Source organism: Azospirillum agricola (assembly GCF_017876095.1).
Taxonomy (GTDB): Bacteria; Pseudomonadota; Alphaproteobacteria; order Azospirillales; family Azospirillaceae; genus Azospirillum; species Azospirillum agricola.
The window spans coordinates 134,752-155,035 of record NZ_JAGINM010000017.1; the positions used below are offsets into that span (position 1 = coordinate 134,752).

General features: G+C 70.1%; 21 protein-coding genes. 5 read left to right on the forward strand and 16 right to left on the reverse strand.

Features of this window, described 5'->3' with window-relative positions; all coding sequences use genetic code 11:
• Positions 1-27: 27 nt before the first annotated feature.
• The 11 genes from J2847_RS23490 to ffh form a co-directional block, all read right to left on the reverse strand.
• Positions 28-1,299: a cation:proton antiporter domain-containing protein gene (locus tag J2847_RS23490; RefSeq protein ID WP_209781224.1), complete on the reverse strand. Its 1,272-nt coding sequence runs from the start codon at positions 1,297-1,299 to the stop codon at positions 28-30.
• A 4-nt stretch (positions 1,300-1,303) separates the two neighbouring features.
• Positions 1,304-1,966: a ribosome biogenesis GTP-binding protein YihA/YsxC gene (gene yihA / locus J2847_RS23495; RefSeq protein ID WP_085555996.1), complete on the reverse strand. Its 663-nt coding sequence runs from the start codon at positions 1,964-1,966 to the stop codon at positions 1,304-1,306.
• A 105-nt stretch (positions 1,967-2,071) separates the two neighbouring features.
• Entirely contained in the window at positions 2,072-3,802 is a 1,731-nt protein-coding gene (gene yidC, locus J2847_RS23500) for a membrane protein insertase YidC (RefSeq protein ID WP_209781225.1), read from the reverse strand.
• Positions 3,803-3,860: 58 nt separating this feature from the next.
• Entirely contained in the window at positions 3,861-4,160 is a 300-nt protein-coding gene (gene yidD, locus J2847_RS23505; RefSeq protein WP_209781226.1) for a membrane protein insertion efficiency factor YidD, read from the reverse strand.
• A gap of 39 nt (positions 4,161-4,199) precedes the next feature.
• Positions 4,200-4,634 carry a ribonuclease P protein component gene (gene rnpA, locus J2847_RS23510; RefSeq protein WP_209781227.1) on the reverse strand — a complete coding sequence of 145 codons (435 nt, stop codon included), beginning with the start codon at positions 4,632-4,634 and terminating at the stop codon, positions 4,200-4,202.
• 8 nt (positions 4,635-4,642) lie between these two features.
• Positions 4,643-4,777, reverse strand: a complete 135-nt coding sequence (gene rpmH, locus J2847_RS23515; protein WP_085555993.1) for a 50S ribosomal protein L34 — start codon at positions 4,775-4,777, stop codon at positions 4,643-4,645.
• 95 nt (positions 4,778-4,872) lie between these two features.
• The gene (rplS, locus tag J2847_RS23520; protein ID WP_085555992.1) at positions 4,873-5,265 is read right to left on the reverse strand and encodes a 50S ribosomal protein L19; all 393 of its coding nucleotides are present in this window, start codon (positions 5,263-5,265) and stop codon (positions 4,873-4,875) included.
• Positions 5,266-5,307: 42 nt separating this feature from the next.
• Positions 5,308-6,057, reverse strand: coding sequence for a tRNA (guanosine(37)-N1)-methyltransferase TrmD (trmD, locus tag J2847_RS23525; RefSeq protein WP_233474742.1), 750 nt, complete (start codon positions 6,055-6,057; stop codon positions 5,308-5,310).
• A gap of 59 nt (positions 6,058-6,116) precedes the next feature.
• On the reverse strand, positions 6,117-6,674 hold the full coding sequence (gene rimM / locus J2847_RS23530) for a ribosome maturation factor RimM (protein ID WP_209781229.1): 558 nt from the start codon (positions 6,672-6,674) through the stop codon (positions 6,117-6,119).
• Between the two features lie 36 nt (positions 6,675-6,710).
• Positions 6,711-7,064, reverse strand: coding sequence for a 30S ribosomal protein S16 (gene rpsP / locus J2847_RS23535; protein WP_085555989.1), 354 nt, complete (start codon positions 7,062-7,064; stop codon positions 6,711-6,713).
• Positions 7,065-7,135: 71 nt separating this feature from the next.
• Positions 7,136-8,503: a signal recognition particle protein gene (ffh, locus tag J2847_RS23540; protein ID WP_209781230.1), complete on the reverse strand. Its 1,368-nt coding sequence runs from the start codon at positions 8,501-8,503 to the stop codon at positions 7,136-7,138.
• A gap of 303 nt (positions 8,504-8,806) precedes the next feature.
• Here ffh and J2847_RS23545 point away from each other — a divergent pair, with 303 nt between their 5' ends.
• Positions 8,807-10,162 carry a pentapeptide repeat-containing protein gene (locus J2847_RS23545; protein WP_209781231.1) on the forward strand — a complete coding sequence of 452 codons (1,356 nt, stop codon included), beginning with the start codon at positions 8,807-8,809 and terminating at the stop codon, positions 10,160-10,162.
• A gap of 13 nt (positions 10,163-10,175) precedes the next feature.
• Here the strand turns inward: J2847_RS23545 and J2847_RS23550 are convergent, their stop codons facing one another.
• The 4 genes from J2847_RS23550 to J2847_RS23565 all read right to left on the reverse strand — a co-directional run bounded on the left by J2847_RS23550 (position 10,176) and on the right by J2847_RS23565 (position 14,802).
• Positions 10,176-10,841, reverse strand: coding sequence for a J domain-containing protein (locus tag J2847_RS23550; RefSeq protein ID WP_209781232.1), 666 nt, complete (start codon positions 10,839-10,841; stop codon positions 10,176-10,178).
• Positions 10,842-11,072: 231 nt separating this feature from the next.
• The gene (locus J2847_RS23555; RefSeq protein WP_209781233.1) at positions 11,073-11,705 is read right to left on the reverse strand and encodes a hypothetical protein; all 633 of its coding nucleotides are present in this window, start codon (positions 11,703-11,705) and stop codon (positions 11,073-11,075) included.
• A gap of 41 nt (positions 11,706-11,746) precedes the next feature.
• Positions 11,747-13,057, reverse strand: coding sequence for a DUF2336 domain-containing protein (locus tag J2847_RS23560; RefSeq protein WP_325169469.1), 1,311 nt, complete (start codon positions 13,055-13,057; stop codon positions 11,747-11,749).
• The gene (locus J2847_RS23565; RefSeq protein WP_209781234.1) at positions 13,054-14,802 is read right to left on the reverse strand and encodes a sensor domain-containing diguanylate cyclase; all 1,749 of its coding nucleotides are present in this window, start codon (positions 14,800-14,802) and stop codon (positions 13,054-13,056) included. Before J2847_RS23565 ends, J2847_RS23560 begins: the two co-directional genes overlap by 4 nt.
• 194 nt (positions 14,803-14,996) lie before the next feature.
• On the opposite strand from J2847_RS23565, the gene J2847_RS23570 reads away from it, so the two are divergent.
• From J2847_RS23570 to J2847_RS23585, 4 genes are all read left to right on the forward strand, one after another.
• The gene (locus tag J2847_RS23570; RefSeq protein ID WP_209781235.1) at positions 14,997-15,686 is read left to right on the forward strand and encodes a pyrimidine 5'-nucleotidase; all 690 of its coding nucleotides are present in this window, start codon (positions 14,997-14,999) and stop codon (positions 15,684-15,686) included.
• Positions 15,687-15,783: 97 nt separating this feature from the next.
• A complete protein-coding gene (gene dapD, locus J2847_RS23575; RefSeq protein ID WP_209781236.1) occupies positions 15,784-16,626 on the forward strand; it encodes a 2,3,4,5-tetrahydropyridine-2,6-dicarboxylate N-succinyltransferase in 843 nt (280 codons plus the stop codon).
• 150 nt (positions 16,627-16,776) lie between these two features.
• Positions 16,777-17,949 (forward strand): succinyl-diaminopimelate desuccinylase, encoded by a 1,173-nt coding sequence (gene dapE / locus J2847_RS23580; RefSeq protein ID WP_209781237.1) that lies wholly within the window; start codon positions 16,777-16,779, stop codon positions 17,947-17,949.
• A gap of 8 nt (positions 17,950-17,957) precedes the next feature.
• The gene (locus tag J2847_RS23585) at positions 17,958-18,527 is read left to right on the forward strand and encodes a hypothetical protein (protein WP_209781238.1); all 570 of its coding nucleotides are present in this window, start codon (positions 17,958-17,960) and stop codon (positions 18,525-18,527) included.
• Between the two features lie 25 nt (positions 18,528-18,552).
• Here J2847_RS23585 and cimA read toward each other — a convergent pair whose 3' ends face one another.
• A complete protein-coding gene (cimA, locus tag J2847_RS23590; protein ID WP_209781239.1) occupies positions 18,553-20,160 on the reverse strand; it encodes a citramalate synthase in 1,608 nt (535 codons plus the stop codon).
• Positions 20,161-20,284: the final 124 nt, after the last annotated feature.

The window sequence follows — 20,284 nt, forward strand, 5'->3', positions numbered from 1 at the left end:
GCGGCCCAGCCAGGACCCGCTGACCGTTCAGAACATGCGCAAGCCGTTCTGACGGGCCTCGCCGCGCCGGCCCAGCCATTCGACCAGCCGCACCGACGGCTGGGTCAGCGCGGTGACCACCACCGCCATCAGCACCATCGCCGAGAAGCAGGCGGGCGACAGCAACCCGGCCTCCAGGAGGATTGTCAGGACGATGACCTCCATCAGCCCCTTGCAGGACATCAGGGCGCCGAGCCGCAGCGAATCGACCCAGCCCTCGGCGGTCAGCCGGGCGGGGATGGCGGTGCCCGCCAGCTTGCCGGCCAGCGTGGCGACGCTCGCCAGCCCGAACACCGTCCATTGCGCCGGATCGGCGAGGTCGAGCGTCACCTTCAGCCCGGTCAGGGTGAAGAAGAAGGGCAGCAGCACCAGGTTGGCGAACGGATCCAGCCGCTCCAGGATCGCGGCGGCGACACGCCGGGGCATCGCGGTGCCGGCGACGAAGGCGCCCAGGATGTAGTGCAGCCCGATCAGCTCGGTGACCGCCGCCGAGGCGATCAGCGCCGTGCAGGTGACGACCAGCGCCGTGTCGCCGATCTCGCCGTTCGGCGCCGCCCGCTCGAACAGCCGGGCCAGCAGCGGGCGGGCGACCAGCACGGTCACGCCGATGTAGGCGGCGCCGAGCAGCGTCACCCGGACGACGGCCCCGGCCCCGTCCGCCGAGGCCCAGGCCAGCGCGGCGGTGACGAACAGCCAAAGAAGCGCGTCGTTGACCGCGGCGTAGCCGAGCGCCAGCCGCCCCACCCTGTCGCCCAGAAGCCCCATCTCGCGCAGGATGGCGCCGAGCACCGGCAGGGCGGTGACGCCGATGCAGATGCCGAAGCCGGCGGCGAACAGGCCGGGGGTGGCGCGCGGCCCCGCCATGCCGGGGAAGGCGGTGGCCAGCCACCAGCCCAACCCGGCGCCCAGAAGGGTCGGCACCGCCATGCTCGACAGCGACACGGCGGCGAAGGCCCGCCCGCGCCCGCGGAATTCGGCGGGGTCGAGATGCAGCCCGGTCAGGAACGCGAAGAGGACGACCGCCAGCAGCGACAGGCCGGACAGCGAGGCCAGGGCGGACGGGGCGAACAGCGTGCCCCACAGCTCCGGCGCCAGACGCCCGAACAGCGAGGGGCCGAGCGCGATCCCGAACAGGATCTGGATCACCACCATCGGCGCGATGTGGCGCGCCCCGGCCAGCCGCCAGAGCAGAAAGGGCCCGGCGATCAGCAGCAGGGCCTGGAGGAGGAAGAGCAGCGCCGGGGTCAGGACGATGCTCACGACCTCACGCCGCCGCGAGCTGCGCCAGGCTGGCGCGCAGTTCGGCGATGCCGAGGCCCAGCTCCGAACTGGTGACGTGGATGTCGGGGAAGGCCGCCGGGTGCTTCTTCAGCCCCGCCTCGGTGGCGCGGCGGACGGCGTCGAGATGGCTCGCCTTGACCTTGTCGCTCTTGGTGAGCACGACGACGTAGGGCACGGCGGTCTTGTCGAGCATCTCCATGATCTCCTCGTCGTTGGGCTTCAGCCCGTGGCGCGAATCGACCAGCACCAGGGCGCGGCGCAGCGTGACGCGGCCGCGCAGGAAGCGGCGGACCATGTCGTTCCAGGCCTCGACCTTCTCCTTCGATTCCTTGGCGTAGCCGTAGCCCGGCATGTCGACCAGCTTCAGCCGGTTGCCCAGGTTGAAGAAGTTGAGCTGCTGCGTGCGGCCCGGCGTGTTGGAGGTGCGGGCCAGCGTCTTGCGTCCGGTCAGCGCGTTCACGAGGCTCGACTTGCCGACGTTGGAGCGGCCGGCGAAGGCGACCTCGGGCAGGTCGGCCTCGGGAAGCTGGTTCAGCGCGTCGGCGCCCCAGACGAAGTCGCACTCCTTGGCGAACAGCAGCCGCCCGGCCTCCAACGCGGCCTCGTCGAAGCCGGACACGATGCTGGGCTTGGGCGGGGCGGTCATGGTCGGAAACCCTTCTGAATAGGAACGCTGAAAAAGCACAACGCCGGCCGACGCCCGTCAAGGGAAACGTCGGCCGGCGGTCATGTCATCCGAAGATGGAACGGATCAGGCCTTCACGCCCATGCGCCGCATGATCGTCCATTGCTGGGCGACCGACAGCAGGTTGTTCCAGGCCCAGTAGATCACCAGGCCGGCCGGGAAGCCGGCGAGCATGAAGGTGAAGATGATGGGCAGGAACTGGAAGACCTTCTGCTGCACCGGGTCCGGCGGGGCCGGGTTCATCTTCTGCTGCAACCACATCGTCACGCCCATGATCAGCGGCCAGGCGCCGAGATGCAGCATGGCGGGCGGATCCCAGGGGATCAGGCCGAACAGGTTGAATATGGTCGTCGGATCGGGCGAGGACAGGTCGTGGATCCAGCCGAAGAAGGGCGCGTGCCGCATCTCGATGGTCACGAACAGCACCTTGTAGAGCGCGAAGAACACCGGAATCTGGATCAGGATCGGCAGGCAGCCCGACACCGGCGAGACCTTCTCGCGCTTGTACATGGCCATCAGTTCCTGGTTCATCCGGGCCTGATCGTCGCCGAACTTCTCCCGCAGCTCCTGCATCTTGGGCTGGAGCGCCTTCATCTTGCTCATCGCCTGGTAGGACTTGTTGGCGAGCGGGAAGAAGACGGCCTTGACGCAGATGGTCAGCATCAGGATGGCCAGACCGAAGTTGCCGATCACCCGCGCGAAGAAGTCCAGCGCGTAGAAGAACGGCTTGGTCAGGAAGTAGAACCAGCCGAAATCGATCGCGAGGTCGAAGTTCTTGATGCCCAGCGAGTCGGCGTAGCCGTCCAGCAGCTTCACCTGCTTGGCGCCGGCGAACAGGCGCGCGGTCTGCTCGATGGCGGCGCCCGGCGCGACCTCGACGGCGGCGCCCATGGTGTCGGTCTGGTAGCGGTCGGTGTTGCCCGTCGTGGTGTGGACGTAGCGGGCGGTGACCTTCTCCTTCTGGTCGGGGACCAGCGAGACCAGCCAGTACTTGTCGGTGATGCCGATCCAGCCGCCGGTGGTCTCCTTGGCGATGGTGCCGGCCTTGCGGACGCTGTCGTAGGACTCTTCCGAAAGCTTGCCGTCGAAGACGCCGAGCGGGCCCTCATGCAGGATGTAGTAGCCCGAGGTGTGCGGCGTGCCGCTGCGCGAGACGAGGCTGTAGGGCAGCAGGCGCACCGGCGCGCCGCCGGTGTTGCGCACCGTCTGCGTCACCGTGAACATGAAATCGTTGTCGACCGCGACCTTGCGCTCGAACACCAGACCCTGGCCGTTGTCCCAGGTCAGGACCAGCGGCTTGGCCGGAGTCAGGGCGGCGGCGTCGGCCTTCCAGACGGTCTTGTCGTTGGGCGTGGCGACCGCGCGGTCCTCCGGCACCCAGCCGAACTCGGCGTAATAGGCCTGCGGCGTGCCGGCCGGGGCGAGCAGCACGATCTCCGGGCTCTTGGGGTCCGGGGTCTCGCGGTAGGTCGCCAGCGTGAGGTCGTCGATGCGGCCGCCGACGAGGTTGACCGAGCCGTGCAGCGACGGGGTGTCGATCTTCACCCGCGACCCCGCCGCGACCTGCTCGGCCACCAGCGTGGCGCGGTCCTTGGCGACCTCGACGGCCGTGCCGGGGACTTGAGCGCCGGGCACGCCGGGCGCCGGCGCGTTGACCGTCTGCTCCGTCTGCGCGGCCTGCTGGGCGGCGAGTTGCCTCTGCTGCTCCACCCGGGGCTTCTCGTAGAAATACTGGAAGCCGAGCAGGATGGCGATCGACAGGGCAATCGCGATGATGAGGTTGCGTTGGTCGGTCATGGCGTCCCGGTTGCCGTGGGGCCTTCGAAAAACATCAGGCGGCGTTTGCGCGGACTAGTTACGGGTTTTCGCGGCGCGCGGCAACAGTCGCCTGCCCGCGGGATGCCCCGTGATGATGGTGGTGATGGCGATGCGCCGGGTCGGGAACCGGGTCGTAGCCCGATCCGCCCCAGGGATGGCAGCGCGCGATCCGCCGCAGCGTCAGCCAGCCGCCACGGATCGCTCCGTGCTTTTCGAGCGCTTCGATGGAATAGCGGGAGCAGGTCGGCTGGAAGCGGCAATGCATGCCGATGAAGGGCGACAGCGTCCAGCGGTAGAGATAGACCAGCGCGCGCAGCGCGTGGGCAAGCGGGCTCATGCGGGGCGGGCTCATGCGGGGCATCCGAGTCCCCTTTTCCTAACCCTCGCCCGTGCCGGCGGAAGCGTCGGCCGCCAGGGCGGCGGGAAGGGAGGACGGCGCGTCGCGCCACAGGCCGAGCCGCTTCAGCCCGGCGGTCAGATCGCCGAGAAGCTCAAGCCACGGCCGTCCGGCCGTGCCGCCGCGCGCCACCAGGACGAAGTCGTGTCCGGGAAGCGCGTGAACCGGGAGAATTTGCCGAGCCGCCTCGCGCAAACGGCGGCGGGCGCGATTGCGCACCACCGCGTTGCCGACCTTGCGGCTCGCCGTCAGCCCGAGACGGACCGTCACCCCGCCATCGGCGGGGCGCTGCCGGTCGTCGTGCCGACGCACCTGGAGGATCAGGCCGGGCGCCACATGCTTGCGCCGTGTCCCGGCCACGGCCAGAAACTCCGGCCGCCGCATCAGGCGCCCGACCGCGCGGCCCGGCGCCATCACCGGACTTAGGCGCTCAGGACCTTGCGGCCGCGGGCGCGGCGGCGGGCGATGACCTTGCGGCCGCCGACGGTGGCCATGCGGGCGCGGAAGCCGTGGCGATGCTTACGCACGATGTTGCTGGGCTGGAACGTGCGCTTCATGGCGCCTACTCCTCAAAAGAATGGTGGGTTTGGGGACGACAGCGCCCGGCCGGGGCCGGGCGCCGAACTCATGAACCTGCGAAAGGAACGCAGCCTTACTCGGCGGCGGCCTTCTTGACGATGCCGTGGCCGGTCGTGCGCTCGGTGATGCGGGCCGACTTGCCGCGACGATCGCGCAGATAGTACAGCTTGGCGCGGCGGACGGCGCCCTTGCGGACCAGCTCGATCGAGTCGATGCGCGGCGAGTAGAGCGGGAACACGCGCTCCACGCCTTCGCCGTAGCTGATCTTGCGGACGGTGAAGGACGAATTCACACCGGCGTTCTTGCGGGCGATCACGACGCCCTCATAGGCCTGGACGCGCTCGCGCGTGCCTTCGACGACCTTCACGTTCACGCGGACGGTGTCGCCCGACGAGAAAGCGGGAATCGTCTTGCCGCCGAGGGCCTTCTCGATCTGCTCCTGCTCGAGCTGCTGCAACAGGTTCATAGCACTATCCCTCTTTCATTCGGCGCGCCTCGCGGCGGACCGTCACTCCGGTTTCGGATCGCGCCGGCGAACCTGCCGTCGACCCTTGTTCATCTCAGCGTTCCTGGCCCGGCGTTCCGCCTCGTAGGGGGACCACAGGTCGGGCCGTCGGGCCTCCGTGATCCTCTCCGCCTCGGCGAGCCGCCAAGCCCGTACCTTCTCATGGTGCCCGGAAAGCAGAACCTCCGGCACCGCGCGCTCCACCCCCTGCCCGTCGGTCCAGACCGCCGGGCGGGTGTAGTGGGGGTATTCCAGCAGCCCCCGCTCGAAACTCTCCTCCCCCGCCGTCTCCGTGTTGCCCATGACGCCGGGGAGCAAGCGCACCACCGCGTCGATCAAACACAGAGCGGCGGGTTCGCCGCCGGACAGCACGAAATCCCCGAGGCTGACCTCCTCGAGGCCGTGCGCGTCCAGGACCCGCTCGTCCACCCCCTCGTACCGGCCGCAGAGCAGCGTCACCACCGGGGTGGCGGCCAGCTCCTTGACCAGCGCCTGGTCCAGCACCCGTCCGCGCGGCGACAGGTAGATCGCCTTGCCGCGTCCCGGCGCCCCCACAGGCCCGGCCGTCGCGGTCAAGGCCGCGTCCAGCACGTCGGGCCGCATGACCATGCCGGCCCCTCCGCCGAAAGGGGTGTCGTCGACGGAGCGGTGTTTATCGCGCGCGAACGAGCGAATGTCCACCGATTCCAGCGCCCAGACTCCATTTTCCAGCGCCTTGCCGGCCAGACTCTGGCCGAGCGGCCCCGGAAACATCTCCGGGAACAGCGTCAGAACCTTGGCGGTCCAGACCAGCGGGCCGTCGGCGCCGTGATTCACGGCTCCTCCTCCCCGCCTTCCCCTTCCGCGTCGTCATCCTGGCCCTCGCGGGCCTCGATCACGGCGGGCAGATCGACGACGATTCGGCCGCCGCGCACGTCCACCACCGGCACGCAGGCCTTGGAGAAGGGCAGCATCTCCAGGGCACCGGACGCGACCCGGATCTCCAGGACGTCGCCGCCCCCGAAATCATAGATCGCCTTCACCGTGCCGTAGAGGCCGCCCTCGGCGAGTTCCGCCCGCAAACCGATCAGGTCGGCGTGGTAGAACTCGTCCTCGTCCTCCGTCTCCGGCAGGGCGGCGCGGTCCACGTAGAGCCGCACCCCGGCCAGAGCCTGGGCCTGTTCACGGGTGGCGACGCCCTCGACCTTGGCCAGGAACAGATCCTTGGCCTTGCCCTGGAGCGCCAGCCGGAAGCTGCGGCCGCCCGTTTCGTCGGACAGCGCGCCGTAGGCCACCACGTCGGCGGGGTCCTGGGTGAAGCTGCGCAGCTTCACCAGCCCCCGCACGCCGTGCGATCCCGCGAACTGGCCGACGCAAAGCTTGCTGGTCATCGTGGGAGCGCCCGACACCGAACCTCAGCCCCGATCTCAGCCTTCGGCCGCGGCGCGGGCGGCGGCCTCGGCCTTCAGACGCTCCTGGGCCTTGGCCTTCGGGGCGGACTTCTTCGGGGTCTCGCTGACGGCGCGCTTCTCGATCAGGCCGGCGTTGGCGAAGAACAGGGCGACGCGGTCCGTCGGCTGGCCGCCGACCGACAGCCAATGCTTGGCGCGCTCGGCGTCCAGCACGATGCGCTGCTCGTGCTCGCGCGGCAGCATCGGGTTGTAGGTGCCGATCTTCTCGATGAAGCGGCCGTCGCGCGGGCTGCGGGCGTCGGCGACGACGATCGCGTAGAACGGACGCTTCTTGGCGCCACCGCGGGCCAGACGAATCTTGAGAGCCATGGGTCGAAACACTTTCCTGTTGGAACGTTGACAACAACCGCGCGAAACGCGCGCTTTCCCTTCGCGGGGGCCTACATCGGCCCCCGGAAATTCTTCGGCAGAAGCCCTTGCAGCCCTTGGCGCATCAGGCCCTTCTTGCCCAGCTTCTGCACCTGCTTCATCATCCCGCGCATGGTCTCGAACTGCTTGAGCAGCTTGTTGACCTCCTGCACCGAGGTGCCGGAGCCGGCGGCGATGCGCTTGCGGCGCGACGCCTTGATGATGTCGGGGTTCTTCCGCTCCGCCTTGGTCATCGAGGAGATGATCGCCTCCTGGCGCTTGATCATCCCATCGTCGATGTTGGCGTCCTTCATCTGGTTCTTGATCTTGCCGATGCCGGGCAGCATCCCCATCAGGCCGGACATGCCGCCCATCTTGCGGAGCTGCTTGAGCTGCATCGCCATGTCGTCGAGGTCGAAGCCCTGGCCCTTCTCCATCTTGCGGGCGAGCTTCTCGGCCTCGTCCTTGTCGATGGTCTCGACGGCCTTCTCGACCAGCGACACGACGTCGCCCATGCCGAGGATGCGGCCGGCGATGCGGTCGGGATGGAAGGGCTCCAGCGCGTCGATCTTCTCGCCGACGCCCAGCAGCTTGATCGGCTTGCCGGTGATCTGCCGCATCGACAGGGCGGCGCCGCCGCGCGCGTCGCCGTCGATGCGCGTCAGCATGATGCCGGTGATGCCGACCTTGTCGTTGAAGTTGGTGGCGACGGTGACGGCGTCCTGGCCGGTCATCGCGTCGGCGACCAGCAGCGTCTCCGCCGGCTTGGTCGCGTCGCGGACCGCCGCGACCTCGGCCATCAGCTCCTCGTCGATCGACAGCCGGCCGGCGGTGTCGAGCATGACGACGTCGTAGCCTTCCAGCCGGCCCGTCTCCAGGGCGCGCCTGGCGATGGCGATGGGGTCCTGGCCGGGGACGATCGGGAGCGTGGCGACGCCGACCTGCTCGCCCAGCACCTTGAGCTGCTCCTGCGCGGCCGGACGGCGGACGTCCAGCGAGGCCATCAGGACCTTCTTGCGGTCCCGGGTCTTCAGGCGCAGCGCGATCTTGGCGGTGCTGGTGGTCTTGCCCGAGCCCTGGAGGCCGACCATCAGGATCGGCACCGGGGCGGCGGCGTTCAGGTTGATGTCGACGCCCTCGCCCAGCATCTCCACGAGGTTGTCGTGGACGATCTTGATGACCTGCTGGCCGGGGGAGACGGAGCGCAGGACCTCCTGCCCGACGGCGCGTTCCTTGACCTGGGTCACGAACTGCTTGACGACCGGCAGGGCGACGTCGGCTTCGAGCAGGGCCACGCGCACTTCGCGCAGCGCGGCGGAGACATCCTCCTCGCTCAGCGCGCCGCGGCGGCGCAGCTTGTCGAAGATGTCGCCCAGACGTCCGGTCAGGCCTTCGAACATGGGGTTGCGGTTCCTATCGGTCTCGGGTCCGTCGTCCGCACAAGCACAAAAGCGCCAGTGCGCGACAACTCGCGGACTGGCGGAGATACCCGGCGTCGGGCCGGGGTACCCGGTCTATCGGCTTGGCGGAAGACAGGTCGGCGGACCATAGAGAAGCCGAAAGGCCGAGTCAACACCTCCAAGATCGGGCTTGCCGAGCACCCGTTATCGGTGGAAAAATTTTGTCACATCTTTTCGACCCTTAACGATTCTTTTGGCTCTTGACCGCACAGTGGGCAACCACACTGAGAAGGTTTTCCGGCGATGTCGTCCGCCCAGGGCTTCGGTTCCAGCACGCCGCGCACCAAGCTGACGCAGAGCCAGCTCAACGCCATCCTGTTGCGGCACCAGGCCTTCCGCAAGAGCCAGCCCGGCGGCGTGCGCGCCAACCTGAAGATGCGCGACCTGTCGCACCTCGACCTGTCGGGCATCGACCTGTCCGACGCCGACCTGTCCGGCGCCAAGCTGTTCAGCGCCCGGCTGACCGCCGCCAACCTGTCCAACGCCAATCTCTACGCCGCCGACCTGCGGCTCGCCAACCTGGAGAAGGCCGACCTGCGGCGCGCCGACCTGCGCGGCGCCTGCCTGCGCGGCGCCGTGCTGAGCGAGGCGACGCTGGTCGAGGTCGATCTGCGCGACGGCACGCTCCTTCATTACAGCGGCGGCGAGATGATCGCCCACCAGTACGACGATTCGGTGCTGACGTCCGAGCTGACGGCGGCGACCATCCGCGGCGCCGACCTGTCGCGGGCCAAGATCGCCAACGCCTTCGTCATGCAGACCGACCTGACCGACGCCATCCTGCGCGGCACCAAGTTCATGCGGGCCAACCTGACCGGTTCCAACATGACCGGCTGCGACCTGACCGACGCCGACCTGACCGAGGCCAACCTGTCGGGCGCCAAGCTGTCGGGCGCGGTGATGACCGGCTGCGCCATCAACCGCACCAACTTCACCGGCGCCACCCTGATCGGCGCGATCCTCGACGCCGCGCAGCTGCGCTCGCCCAACCTCCAGGCGGCGGTGCTGGCCAAGGCGCTGGAGAATCCCGACGACGACCTGCGCGAGATCCTGACCGAGCATCTGTCCTGGATCGACAGCGGCGGCAAGGCCGGCAAGCGCGCCGACCTGTCGGCGCTCGACCTGTCGGGGCGCAAGCTGGACGGCATCAACCTGTCCGCCGCCATCCTGCAATGCATCGCGCTGCGCGGCGCCAACCTGAGCGGCGTGGCGATGGCGATCGCCGACCTGTCGCTGGCCGACCTGCGCAAGGTCGACTTCACCGGCGCCGACCTGCGCGGCGCCAACCTGGAGCGGGCGACCCTGACCGGCGCCAACCTGACCGGGGCGCAGCTCGGTCCGGTCCACATCCAGACGATGAGCGGCCATGTCTGGCGCGCCAACCTCCAGCGCGCCCGGCTCGGCATGGCGATCCTCCAGAACGCCGACCTGCGCAAGGCGAACCTGGCCGGCGCCAATCTGGCCGGCGCCGACCTGCGCGGCGCCAACCTCAGCGAGGCCGACCTGACCGGGGCCGACCTGACCGGGGCGGTGCTGGACGGCGCCACGCTGGACAAGGCCAACACCATCGACGCCATCGGCTTCGCGGCGGCCATCTGAACTCCGCCGGGGATCACCGGGCCGGCTGGTGCTCCATCCAGGCGCCGGAGCCATAAACGGTGCGGACGTGCCGGACCAGCAGGTTCCGGGCGTCGATCAACTGCGCCATCCGCTCGCGGCAGGCGACGACGCCGGTGTCCGGGTGGTAGACCGGCGCCAGTTCGCGGAAGCGGCGGCGCACCTGCTCCTCGTCGAAGCACCATTCATTGACGAAGCCAAACATCTGCACCGCATCGCGCAGCTCGGTGACGCGCCCATCGAGCGGCTGGAAGGACAGCCGCTTCAGCGCGTGGGCCAGAGTCTTGTTGCGGTAGCCCAGCGTCTCGACCGCCGCCTCCAGCCGCCCGACGTCGGCGGCGGGAACGATGCGGAAGGCCGGGTCGGCGAGCGCCACCGCGGCGGCCAACGCCCGGCGGACGGCGGAATCGGTGGCGGTGACGACCGGGCGTAGAGGCAGGGTCACACGGCCGTCCACGTCGCACTCCCCCGGATCGCAGGCGCCGTCCGGCACCAGCAGCAGCGCCGCCAGGGCGAGGGCCGAGGGATCGGTCCGCTTCGCGGCGGCCAGCGCGCGCACCGCCCCGGCGAGGCGGGCGCCGCAGGGAAGGCCGCGGCCGGACGGCAACACCGTGTCCGGCTCATCCGGGGCGTCGCAGGAAAGGCCATCCGGAACGGTCATCGTCGACACCAGCGGCTTGGGTGGGCGCCGGGAGTCTACCCGGGGGCCGGATTCTCCGCAACCGCGCTGTACGGCGCCGTCGGCGTAACGCGGCTGGGTTGCAGCGCGGCATCGAGGGGACTGCTCCCGTCGCCAGATGCGCGCCCACAGGCATCCCTGCCCCACCCCGGCCCTCCCCGTCAGGCGGAGGAACCGACGCAGGAGCTTTGTCGGCGTTCGGCGGCGGCGGCTCTACCGCCTCATCACCCCCGGCTTGGCCGGCGGCAGCTTGTCGAGCAGGTCGTTGATGTAGGCCGTCTCGTCCTTGCCCGACATGACGGCCAGCCCCTTCAGCATCTGGCCGCCGAAAGCGAAGACGCTGGCGAGGTCGATGCGCCAGGCGCCGCCCTCGCGGACGAAGTCGGCGGGCACCATGGCCGGCCGGTTGTCGACCATCAGCAGACCGGACGCGTGGTCGCCCTTGACCCGCACCGAACCCAGCGAGCTGCGCGCGATGATGTTGGGGCCGAGCCAGCCCTGCTTCAGCGCGTGGTCGGCGATGTCGCCGACCGACATCCGCCGCAGCTCCGCCGGCCCGAGATAGCGGCGCAGCCCCATGGCGGCGAAGCGTTCCGCCGGCTCCAGACGCTCGACCGCCGCGTCGCCCGGCGCGCGGGCGGCCGTGCGCACCGACTCCAGCGCCCGCACCGAGGCGCGGGAGAGCAGCGGCACCACGGCGGCGCCGCGCTGCTGGGAAAGCGCCGCCTGCGCCGCCTCGAAGGCGGCGGCGACCTCGCGCTCCTCCACGGTGGCGCGCGGCGGGGCGGCGGCGAAGGCCGACACGGTCATCAGGACGATGAAGAAGGCGAGGAACAGCGAACGCATGACGGGAACCCGCGGGGGATGACAGGCTGGAGGGGACGGCCTTACGCCTTCTCCGTGACCCCGAAGAATTCGAGCTGCCAGCGCATCTCGTCGTCGGTCATCGGGTACTGCGTGCCGTCCCGAGCATTAAGCGCTGTTTTTGGCGGAATCTGGGCGAGCCTGAGTTGCACCTGCCGGGCGAAGCGCATGGTCAGTCCGGCGCGCCACACCAGCGCCGTCACCGCGCGCGCGGCGTGGGTGCCGACGATGCGGTCGACGATGGGAACCGGAATCTGCGAAAGCTCGGCCAGACCGGCGAGGACGAAGGCACGGTCGCCTTCCAGAAGAGCGCCCTCCACCACCTTCTCGGTGAGCTTGCCCTCCTTGTTCAGACGCTTGGCGCGGTCCTCCGGCTTCTCGGCCGTCTTCTCCGGGCCGGCCGACGCGCCGCCATGCGTGTCGGCCGCGAAGTCGTTGCGCCCCAGCCCGTTCCCGGCCGCCGCCTTGCCGACCCGCTGGCGCACCGCCTCCGCCAGATCGCGCGCCGCCGCCGGGTCGAGGTCGTCGCGGCTCTGGAGGACCTTCAGCAGATTGTCGGCGACGAAGCTGGCCAGCCGCGCCACCGCGCGGGCCGGCAGGCGCGGGCGCCGCACCAGCGGGGCGTGCCAGGGTTCATGCTGGGGCGCCTGGTCGAGGATGCGGTCGAGCGTGTCCTCGCGCACCTGCGCCGACGGGTTGCCGAGCAGCGCCGTCACCGCCGCCTCGTCGTTGGACCGCGCGATGGCGTCGGCGACCGGGGCCGAGACGTTGCGCCGGCTGGCGATGGCGGTCATCGCCCCGCTGACCGGCCCCTTGAGGATGAGGTCGGCCAGATCCTCGTCGGTGAGGATCGGCGAATGCTGGAGGATCGGGGCGCAGACCGACAGCTCGACGTCGCGGGCCAGCGTGTTGATCAGGCCCTGCGGGGCGTTGGGCAAATCCTTCAGCGCCTCGGCCAGGATGCCGCGCACCTCCGACGCCTGGTCGCGCGCCAGCGTCTCCAGGCACTCCACCGTCAGCTTCTCGATCTGCGCCGCCTGGTTGGCGGTCAGCTCCGGCAGCAGGCGGGCGATCTTCTTCGCCACCGCGCGGCGCACCATGACCTCGCGGTCCTTGGCGAGCATCAGGTCGGCCTGGCGCGGCGTGCCGGCGTTGGTGGCGATGGCGCGGCGCACCTCGGCCGCGGCGTCGGCGGCGAGGAAGTACAGCAGCTCCGGCCGGGTCTTCGGGTGCTCGGCGACCTTGCGGCGCACCGCCGGATCGTCGCTCTGCACCATGCGCTTGGCGGATTCGTAATCGGCCGGGTCGAGCTGCTGGTCGGTGCGCGTGCTCACGGCGCGGTCTCCACCAGGGTAATCGGCTGGGTGGCGGTCGGCTGGTTGGCCGGCTGGGTGGCCGGCTGGTGGGCGGGGGCCAGCGCGTAATGCCCCTTGCCGCTCTTCTTGGCGGCGTACATGGCCGCGTCGCTGCGGTCGGTCAGCTCGCGCACCGTCTCGCCGCGCCCCGGCACATGGACGGCGATGCCGATCGACAGGCCGAGCGGCTTCTCCGGACTGGCCGACAGGTGGGCGAGCCCGGCCATCCCCTTCAGCAGCCGTTCGGCGACCCGGCGCGCCTGCGCCTCGTCGGCGCGGCCGAGCCACAGGACGAACTCGTCGCCGCCCAGGCGCCCCGGCAGGTCGCCCGGCCGCACGCCGGAGGACAGCAGCGTGCCGATCGCCTTCAGCACGGTGTCGCCCTGCTGGTGGCCGTGCAGGTCGTTGACCGCCTTGAAATTGTCGAGATCGACGTAGAGCAGCGCCGACGGGCCGCTGTCGGTGCGCTCCAGCGCCTCCTCCAGCCGCTCGAAGAAGGTGCGGCGGTTGAACAGGCCGGTCAGCCCGTCGCGTTCCGACAGGCGGCGAAGCCGCTCCTGGTAGGCGAGATGGGCGTGGGCGATGCCGATGTGGTCGGCGACGCCGGACAGCAGGTGGCGGTCCTCCTCGTCCCACGGCTCGGAATCGTCGGCGCGCCAGACCAGGACGGTGCCGTTCAGCGCCTGCCGGTGCTCGGTGCGCGCGCCGACCAGCAGCAGCTCGCCGATCTGGTCCATGACGACCCCGTCGGACGCGGCGATGCGGTCGAGCATCGGGGCCAGCTGCGCCCCGCCCGCGCATTCGCTGTCGGGCAGAGCCGCCCCGAACTCGGCGACCAGAACCAGCCCGCCCTCCTCGCCGGCGCGGTAGATGCGGCAGCCGTCGGCGCTGAGCGCGCGGGCGGTCTCGGCGGCGGCGACGGTCAGCGCCTCCGCCGCGTCGAGCCGGTCGCGCAGCGTGTGGACGATGTGGGCGAGCAGCCGCTCCCGGTTGCGCACCCGCGCCAGCTCGGCCGAGCGCAGCACCTGGTCGGTGACGTCGCGGCAGACGCCGCGGGCGCCCAGCCACTCGCCCTGCGCCCCGAACAGCGGCAGGGCCGACGCGACGACGCAGGCCGGCGTGCCGTCGGCGCTCTTCAGCCACAGCTCGCTCTGGTCGACCGGGCGGTGCGTGTCGAAAGGCAGCGGCAAATCGCCCCACTCCTCCAGCGCGAGCCGGCGCGGGTCGAGTCCGATCAGCGAATCCGTGTCGTAGCCGAGCGCCCCCTTGTGGGTGACGAAGACGAAGGTGCCGTCCGGGCCGGTTTCCCAGGCGAAGTCGGAGGACACCTCGACCAGATCCTTGTAGCGCCGCCGCGACTCGGTCAGCGTGTGGCGGAGCTGCCGTTCCAGCGTGTCGTCGCGGCCGAGCAGCAGGAAGCCGCCGTCGGCCAGCGGCACGCCGGCCCATTCGACGATCATGATGCCGCGCGCCGACTCGATGGGGACCGACCGCAGGCCCGGCGCCACGCTGGAGGCCGACAGCCAGGATTGGAGGTCGGAAAACCAGCGCGGGTCGTTCTCCAGCATCTCCTCCGCCTCGGCGTTGGCCTCGGCGATCGACAGGCCGTCGGCCAGCCGCAGGGCCGGTCCCGGATAGGCGGCGACCAGGGCGGCCGGCCCGGCGGGATCGGCGCCGACGGGATCGGTGAAGGGAAGCGACGCTGCGGCCAAGGGATGGTCCACGGAGATCTCTGAAAAACGTGTCAGGCGAAAAATGGATCGCAGTCTATACTTACGGGTGCGGCCCAGGCGCCGGCCGGATCCATGCTACCGCCTCGGCGGTTAATCTTCAATCAAGCATCAGACGTGACGGGGCGCGGGGAAAACCCCAGCGAAGCGGCTTGCCGCGGACGCACGGGCGCCCCATTCTAAGCCGCATGACCGCTCCCGCCAAGCTGACAGCGCTGCGTGACACCGGGGTTTGGATTTTCGACCTCGACAACACGCTCTACCCCGCCTCCTGCAACCTGTTCGCCCAGGTGGACCGCCGCATCAGCGAATTCATCGCCGAGCATTTCGGCATCCCCTTCGCCGAGGCACGCGACCGCCAGAAGCGGTTCTTCCGCGACTACGGCACCACGCTGCGCGGCCTGATGACCGAGCATGACGTCGATCCCGTCGCCTACATGGACTATGTCCACGACATCGACGTGACCGGGGTCCAGCCGTCGGCGGTGCTGGCCGGGGCGCTCGACCGGCTGCCCGGCCGCAAGATCATCTTCACCAACGGCTCGGTCCGCCACGCCGAGAACGTCGCCGGCCGGCTCGGCATCCTCGGCCGCTTCGAGGCGGTGTTCGACATCGCCGCCGCCGGCTATCTGCCGAAGCCCGATCCCCGCCCCTACGCGACGCTGGTCGAGCGCCACGGCATCGACCCGACCCGCGCCTGCATGGTCGAGGACATCGCCCGCAACCTCGTGCCGGCCCACGCGCTGGGGATGAAAACGGTGTGGGTGCGCGGCGAACTCGAGTACGAGAAGGCCGGCGTCGGCACCGGGAGCCACATCGACCACAGCGTCGACGACCTGCCGGACTGGCTCGCCGCGGTGGCCGACGCGGTGGAGTGACCGGCGGACTAAAGGGGCGGCGCCTCCGGTTGACAGGCGGGCGGGCCGGCTCCATGGTGCGGTCCCCTGCCATTTTCGACAGCCGAACGACCGCGCCATGAGCCACGCCAGCCTGCAAGCCACCATCGACGCCGCCTGGGACAACCGGGACGGCCTGAACACCGCCACCACCGGCGCCGTCCGCGAGGCGGTGGACGCGGCGCTGGGCGCCCTCGATTCCGGCGACCTGCGCGTCGCCGAGAAGACGGATGCCGGCTGGACCGTGAACCAGTGGCTGAAGAAGGCGGTGCTGCTGTCCTTCCGCCTGAACGCCAACGAGATGATCCCCGGCGGCCCCGGCGGTTCCTCCTGGTACGACAAGGTGCCGCCGAAGTTCGACGGCTGGACCGAGGGGCAGTTCCAGGCCGCCGGCTTCCGCGCGCTGCCGGGCGCCATCGCCCGCAAGTCCTCCTATGTCGCGCCGGGCGTCATCCTGATGCCGAGCTTCGTCAACGTCGGCGCCTACGTCGACAGCGGCACCATGGTCGACACTTGGGTCACCGTCGGCTCCTGCGCCCAGATCGGCAAGAACGTCCACCTGTCGGGCGGCGTCGGCATCGGCGGCGTGCTGGAGCCGTTGCAGGCCGATCCGGTCATCATCGAGGACAACTGCTTCATCGGCGCCCGGTCGGAGATCGTCGAGGGCGTGATCGTCGAGACCGGCGCGGTGGTGTCGATGGGCTGCTACATCGGCGCCTCGACCAAGATCATCGACCGCCACACCGGCGAGGTCTTCGTCGGCCGCGTCCCGGCCTATTCGGTGGTGGTCCCCGGCAACCTGCCCGGCAAGCCGCTGCCCGACGGCACCCCCGGCCCGAGCCTGTACTGCTGCGTCATCATCAAGCGCGTCGATGAGAAGACCCGCGCCAAGACCGCGATCAACGACCTGCTGCGCGACTGACGCGGCGCGTTTCCCGATCCACTCAGCACCGTCACCCCCGCGAAGGCGGGGGCCCAGGCTCCGCATCTCAGCGTTTCGGCCCCCACGCCTGGCTCCCCGCCTTCGCGGGGATGGCGAAAACGGGGCGTCGAGCCGGTTGGAAAGATCGCCATGACCATCGACGCCGTCGCCCTTGCCCAGGATCTCATCCGTTGCCCCAGCGTCACCCCGCGCGACGACGGCGCGCTGGGCGTGCTGGAGGCGGCGCTGACGCCGCTGGGCTTCACCTGCCACCGCCTGCGCTTCGAGCAGGAGGGCACGGCCCCGGTCGAGAACCTCTACGCCCGGCTCGGTACCGAGGGGCCGAACTTCTGCTTCGCCGGCCACACCGACGTGGTGCCGCCGGGCGAGCTGAAGGGCTGGTCGATCGATCCCTTCGCCGCCGAGATCCACAACGGCAGGCTCTACGGCCGCGGCGCCGTGGACATGAAGGGCGCCATCGCCGCCTTCGTCGCCGCCGTCTCCCGCCATCTGGAGACGGAGGGCCGCCCCGCCGGCTCGATCAGCCTGCTGATCACCGGCGACGAGGAGGGGGTCGCCATCAACGGCACGAAGAAGGTGCTGGACTGGCTGGCGGCGCGCGGCGAGACGCTGGACGCCTGCGTGGTCGGCGAGCCGACCAACCCCAGGGCGCTCGGCGACATGATCAAGATCGGCCGGCGCGGCAGCCTGACCGGCCATCTGACGGTGCTCGGCGCCCAGGGCCACACCGCCTACCCGCATCTGGCCGACAACCCGCTGCCGCGTCTGGTGCGGATGCTGGCCGCCATCACCGAGAAGCCGATGGACGAGGGGACGGAGCATTTCCAGCCCTCCACGCTGGCGCTGACCACCATCGACGTCGGCAACCCGGCCAACAACGTCATCCCGGCGCAAGGGCGGGCGACCTTCAACATCCGATTCAACGACGCCCACACCCCCGCCGGCATCGAGGCGTGGCTGCGCGGCTGTTTCGACGCGGTGGGCGGCGCCTACGAGCTGGACATCCACTGCTCCGGCGAATCCTTCCTGACCGCGCCCGGCCCGCTGACCGAGCTGGTCGCCGACGCCATCGAGGGCGCGACCGGCCGCCGCCCGGAATATTCGACCACCGGCGGCACCTCGGACGCGCGCTTCATCAAGAATTTCTGCCCGGTGGTGGAGTTCGGGCTGGTCGGCCAGACCATGCACAAGGTGGACGAGCACACCGCCGTCGCCGACCTGACCGGCCTGACCGCCGTCTACGAGGCGATCCTCAAGGACGTGTTCGGCCGGCTGCCGACCTCCCGGCCCCCGGTCGGTTGAGCCGGCCGATGCCGCTGACCGCCGCCGCCATCCTCACGGCGCTGACCGGCGCCTACCGGCTCGCCCGCTTCGACCGCAGCGGGATGGACGTCATCGACCGCACGCCGGAGGGGGCGCTCGCCTCCTTCTACGCGGCGGTGGTGGTGCTGCCCGGCTACGCGCTGCTGCTGGCGATCCGGCTGTGGGATCAGGTCGGGGACACGCCGCTGCTCCAGGTGCTGACGGTCGAATCCATCGCCTATGTGGTGAGCTGGACCGCCTTCCCGCTGGCGCTGCACCGGATCGCGCTTCTGATGGGCAAGGCCGAGCGCTATCCGGGCGCGGTCGCCGCCTACAACTGGTCGTCGGTCATCCAGATGACGGTCTATCTGCCGGTGATGGTGCTGTCCGCCACCGGCCTGCTGCCGGCCTTCCTGGCCGAGGGGCTGGTCTTCGGCGTGATGATGGCGATGCTGACCTACCAGTGGTTCGTGCTGCGGACGGCGCTGGACCTCTCCGGCCTCGCCGCCGCCGCGCTGGTGATGGTCGACCTGTTCCTGTCGGCGACGATCACCGACTTCGCCGACGGGTTGCTGTAGAGGGGCCCGGGTTGGCCAGGGCCGGTCACACCGGCGCCGTGCCGCTCTTCATCAGGGTGTAGGCGTAGCTGTCGACCAGCGCCTCGGTGGACGCCTCGATGATGTTGGTGGAGACGCCCAGCGTCGACCATTCCGCCCCGTCCAGCCCGGCCGAGCGGATCAGCACGCGCGGCATCGCCCCGGTGCCGTCCTTGGCCGCCAGGATGCGCACCCGGTAGTCGGACAGGCTGACCGTCCTCAGCACCGGATAGGCCGGCTCCAGCGCCTTGCGCATGGCCATGTCGAGCGCGTGGACCGGGCCGTTGCCCTCCGCCACCTCCAGCCGGATCCCGCTGCCGACCCTGACGCGGACCACCGCCTCCGATTCCACCACCAGCTTGCCGACCGCGTTGTAGCGGCGCTCGTCGGTGACGTGGAAGCGCAGAAGCTCGAAATAGCGCGACATGTCCCCGGCGCCAAGCTCCCGGCGGACCAGCAGCTCGAAGCTGGCCTCGGCGGTGTCGTAGGCGTAGCCGTCGCTGTCGCGCTGCTTGACCAGATCGAGCAGGCGGGCCAGCCGCTCGTCCCTCGGGTCGATGTCGAGCCCGATGTCGCGCAGCCGCGCGATGATGTTCGACCGCCCGGCCTGGTCGGACATGACGATCTGCCGGCGGTTGCCGACCGCCTCGGGCGCCACATGCTCGTAGGAGGCGGGATCCTTCTCCACCGCCGAGACGTGCAGCCCGCCCTTGTGGGCGAAGGCGCTGGAGCCGACATAGGGCGCGTGGCGGTTGGGCGCGCGGTTCAGCCGCTCGTCGAAGGACCGGCTGAGCTGGGTCAGGAGGTGCAGATCCTCGCGGCGTATGCCGGTCTCGCAGCCCATCTTCAGCATCAGCGACGGGATCAGCGAGACGAGGTTGGCGTTGCCGCAGCGCTCGCCCAGCCCGTTGATGGTGCCCTGCACCATGCGCGCCCCGGCCCGCACCGCCGCCAGCGAGTTGGCGACCGCGTTCTCGGTGTCGTTGTGGCAGTGGATGCCGAGACGGTCGCCGGAAATGCCGTGCTCGGTGATCACCGCGCGGACGATGGCCTCGACCTCGTGCGGCAGGGTGCCGCCGTTGGTGTCGCACAGCACGATCCAGCGGGCGCCGGCCTCGAAGGCGGCCCTGACGCACTGGACGGCGTAGGCCGGGTTGCGCTTGTAGCCGTCGAAGAAATGCTCGGCGTCGAACAGCGCCTCGCCCTTGGCGGCGTGGAGGGCCGCGATGCTGTCGCGGATCAGCTCGAGGTTTTCCTCGCGCGGGATGCCGAGCGCCACGTCGACGTGGAAGTCCCAGGTCTTGCCGACCATGCAGACCGCCTTGGCGCGCGACTGCGCCAGCGCCGTCAGCTGCGGGTCGTTGGCGGCGCTGCGGCCGGGGCGGCGGGTCATGCCGAAGGCGGTGAAGGTGGCGCGGGCGAGGTCCGGCGCCACGGCGAAGAACTGGTCGTCGGTCGGGTTGGCGCCGGGCCAGCCGCCCTCGATGTAGTCGATGCCGAGACGGTCCAGCTCCTGGGCAATCGCGATCTTGTCGGCGACCGAGAAATCCACGTCCTGGGTCTGCGCGCCGTCGCGCAGGGTGGTGTCGTACAGATAGATGCGTTCGCCCGTCATGACCGCCTGACCTGATGCCGTGGGAGGCTCTTTCCACCCCCCGGAAAAGCCGGAGAATGGACGATGCGGCGCGCCGGCTCAACGATTTTGACAAGAAACTTGCGGGATGGATGGGGTTTTCGCA

Excerpts from the sequence above, each read along its gene's own strand:
- cimA (WP_209781239.1), bottom strand. The coding sequence starts at position 20,160 with ATGACGGGCGAACGCATCTATCTGTACGACACCACCCTGCGCGACGGC.
- J2847_RS23585 (WP_209781238.1), top strand. The coding sequence starts at position 17,958 with ATGCCGCTGACCGCCGCCGCCATCCTCACGGCGCTGACCGGCGCCTAC.
- yidC (WP_209781225.1), bottom strand. The coding sequence starts at position 3,802 with ATGACCGACCAACGCAACCTCATCATCGCGATTGCCCTGTCGATCGCC.
- dapE (WP_209781237.1), top strand. The coding sequence starts at position 16,777 with ATGACCATCGACGCCGTCGCCCTTGCCCAGGATCTCATCCGTTGCCCC.
- J2847_RS23550 (WP_209781232.1), bottom strand. The coding sequence starts at position 10,841 with ATGACCGTTCCGGATGGCCTTTCCTGCGACGCCCCGGATGAGCCGGAC.
- J2847_RS23545 (WP_209781231.1), top strand. The coding sequence starts at position 8,807 with ATGTCGTCCGCCCAGGGCTTCGGTTCCAGCACGCCGCGCACCAAGCTG.
- rpsP (WP_085555989.1), bottom strand. The coding sequence starts at position 7,064 with ATGGCTCTCAAGATTCGTCTGGCCCGCGGTGGCGCCAAGAAGCGTCCG.
- yihA (WP_085555996.1), bottom strand. The coding sequence starts at position 1,966 with ATGACCGCCCCGCCCAAGCCCAGCATCGTGTCCGGCTTCGACGAGGCC.
- dapD (WP_209781236.1), top strand. The coding sequence starts at position 15,784 with ATGAGCCACGCCAGCCTGCAAGCCACCATCGACGCCGCCTGGGACAAC.
- ffh (WP_209781230.1), bottom strand. The coding sequence starts at position 8,503 with ATGTTCGAAGGCCTGACCGGACGTCTGGGCGACATCTTCGACAAGCTG.
- trmD (WP_233474742.1), bottom strand. The coding sequence starts at position 6,057 with ATGTTTCCGGGGCCGCTCGGCCAGAGTCTGGCCGGCAAGGCGCTGGAA.
- J2847_RS23570 (WP_209781235.1), top strand. The coding sequence starts at position 14,997 with ATGACCGCTCCCGCCAAGCTGACAGCGCTGCGTGACACCGGGGTTTGG.
- rplS (WP_085555992.1), bottom strand. The coding sequence starts at position 5,265 with ATGAACCTGTTGCAGCAGCTCGAGCAGGAGCAGATCGAGAAGGCCCTC.
- rimM (WP_209781229.1), bottom strand. The coding sequence starts at position 6,674 with ATGACCAGCAAGCTTTGCGTCGGCCAGTTCGCGGGATCGCACGGCGTG.
- rpmH (WP_085555993.1), bottom strand. The coding sequence starts at position 4,777 with ATGAAGCGCACGTTCCAGCCCAGCAACATCGTGCGTAAGCATCGCCAC.
- rnpA (WP_209781227.1), bottom strand. The coding sequence starts at position 4,634 with ATGGCGCCGGGCCGCGCGGTCGGGCGCCTGATGCGGCGGCCGGAGTTT.
- yidD (WP_209781226.1), bottom strand. The coding sequence starts at position 4,160 with ATGAGCCCGCTTGCCCACGCGCTGCGCGCGCTGGTCTATCTCTACCGC.
- J2847_RS23555 (WP_209781233.1), bottom strand. The coding sequence starts at position 11,705 with ATGCGTTCGCTGTTCCTCGCCTTCTTCATCGTCCTGATGACCGTGTCG.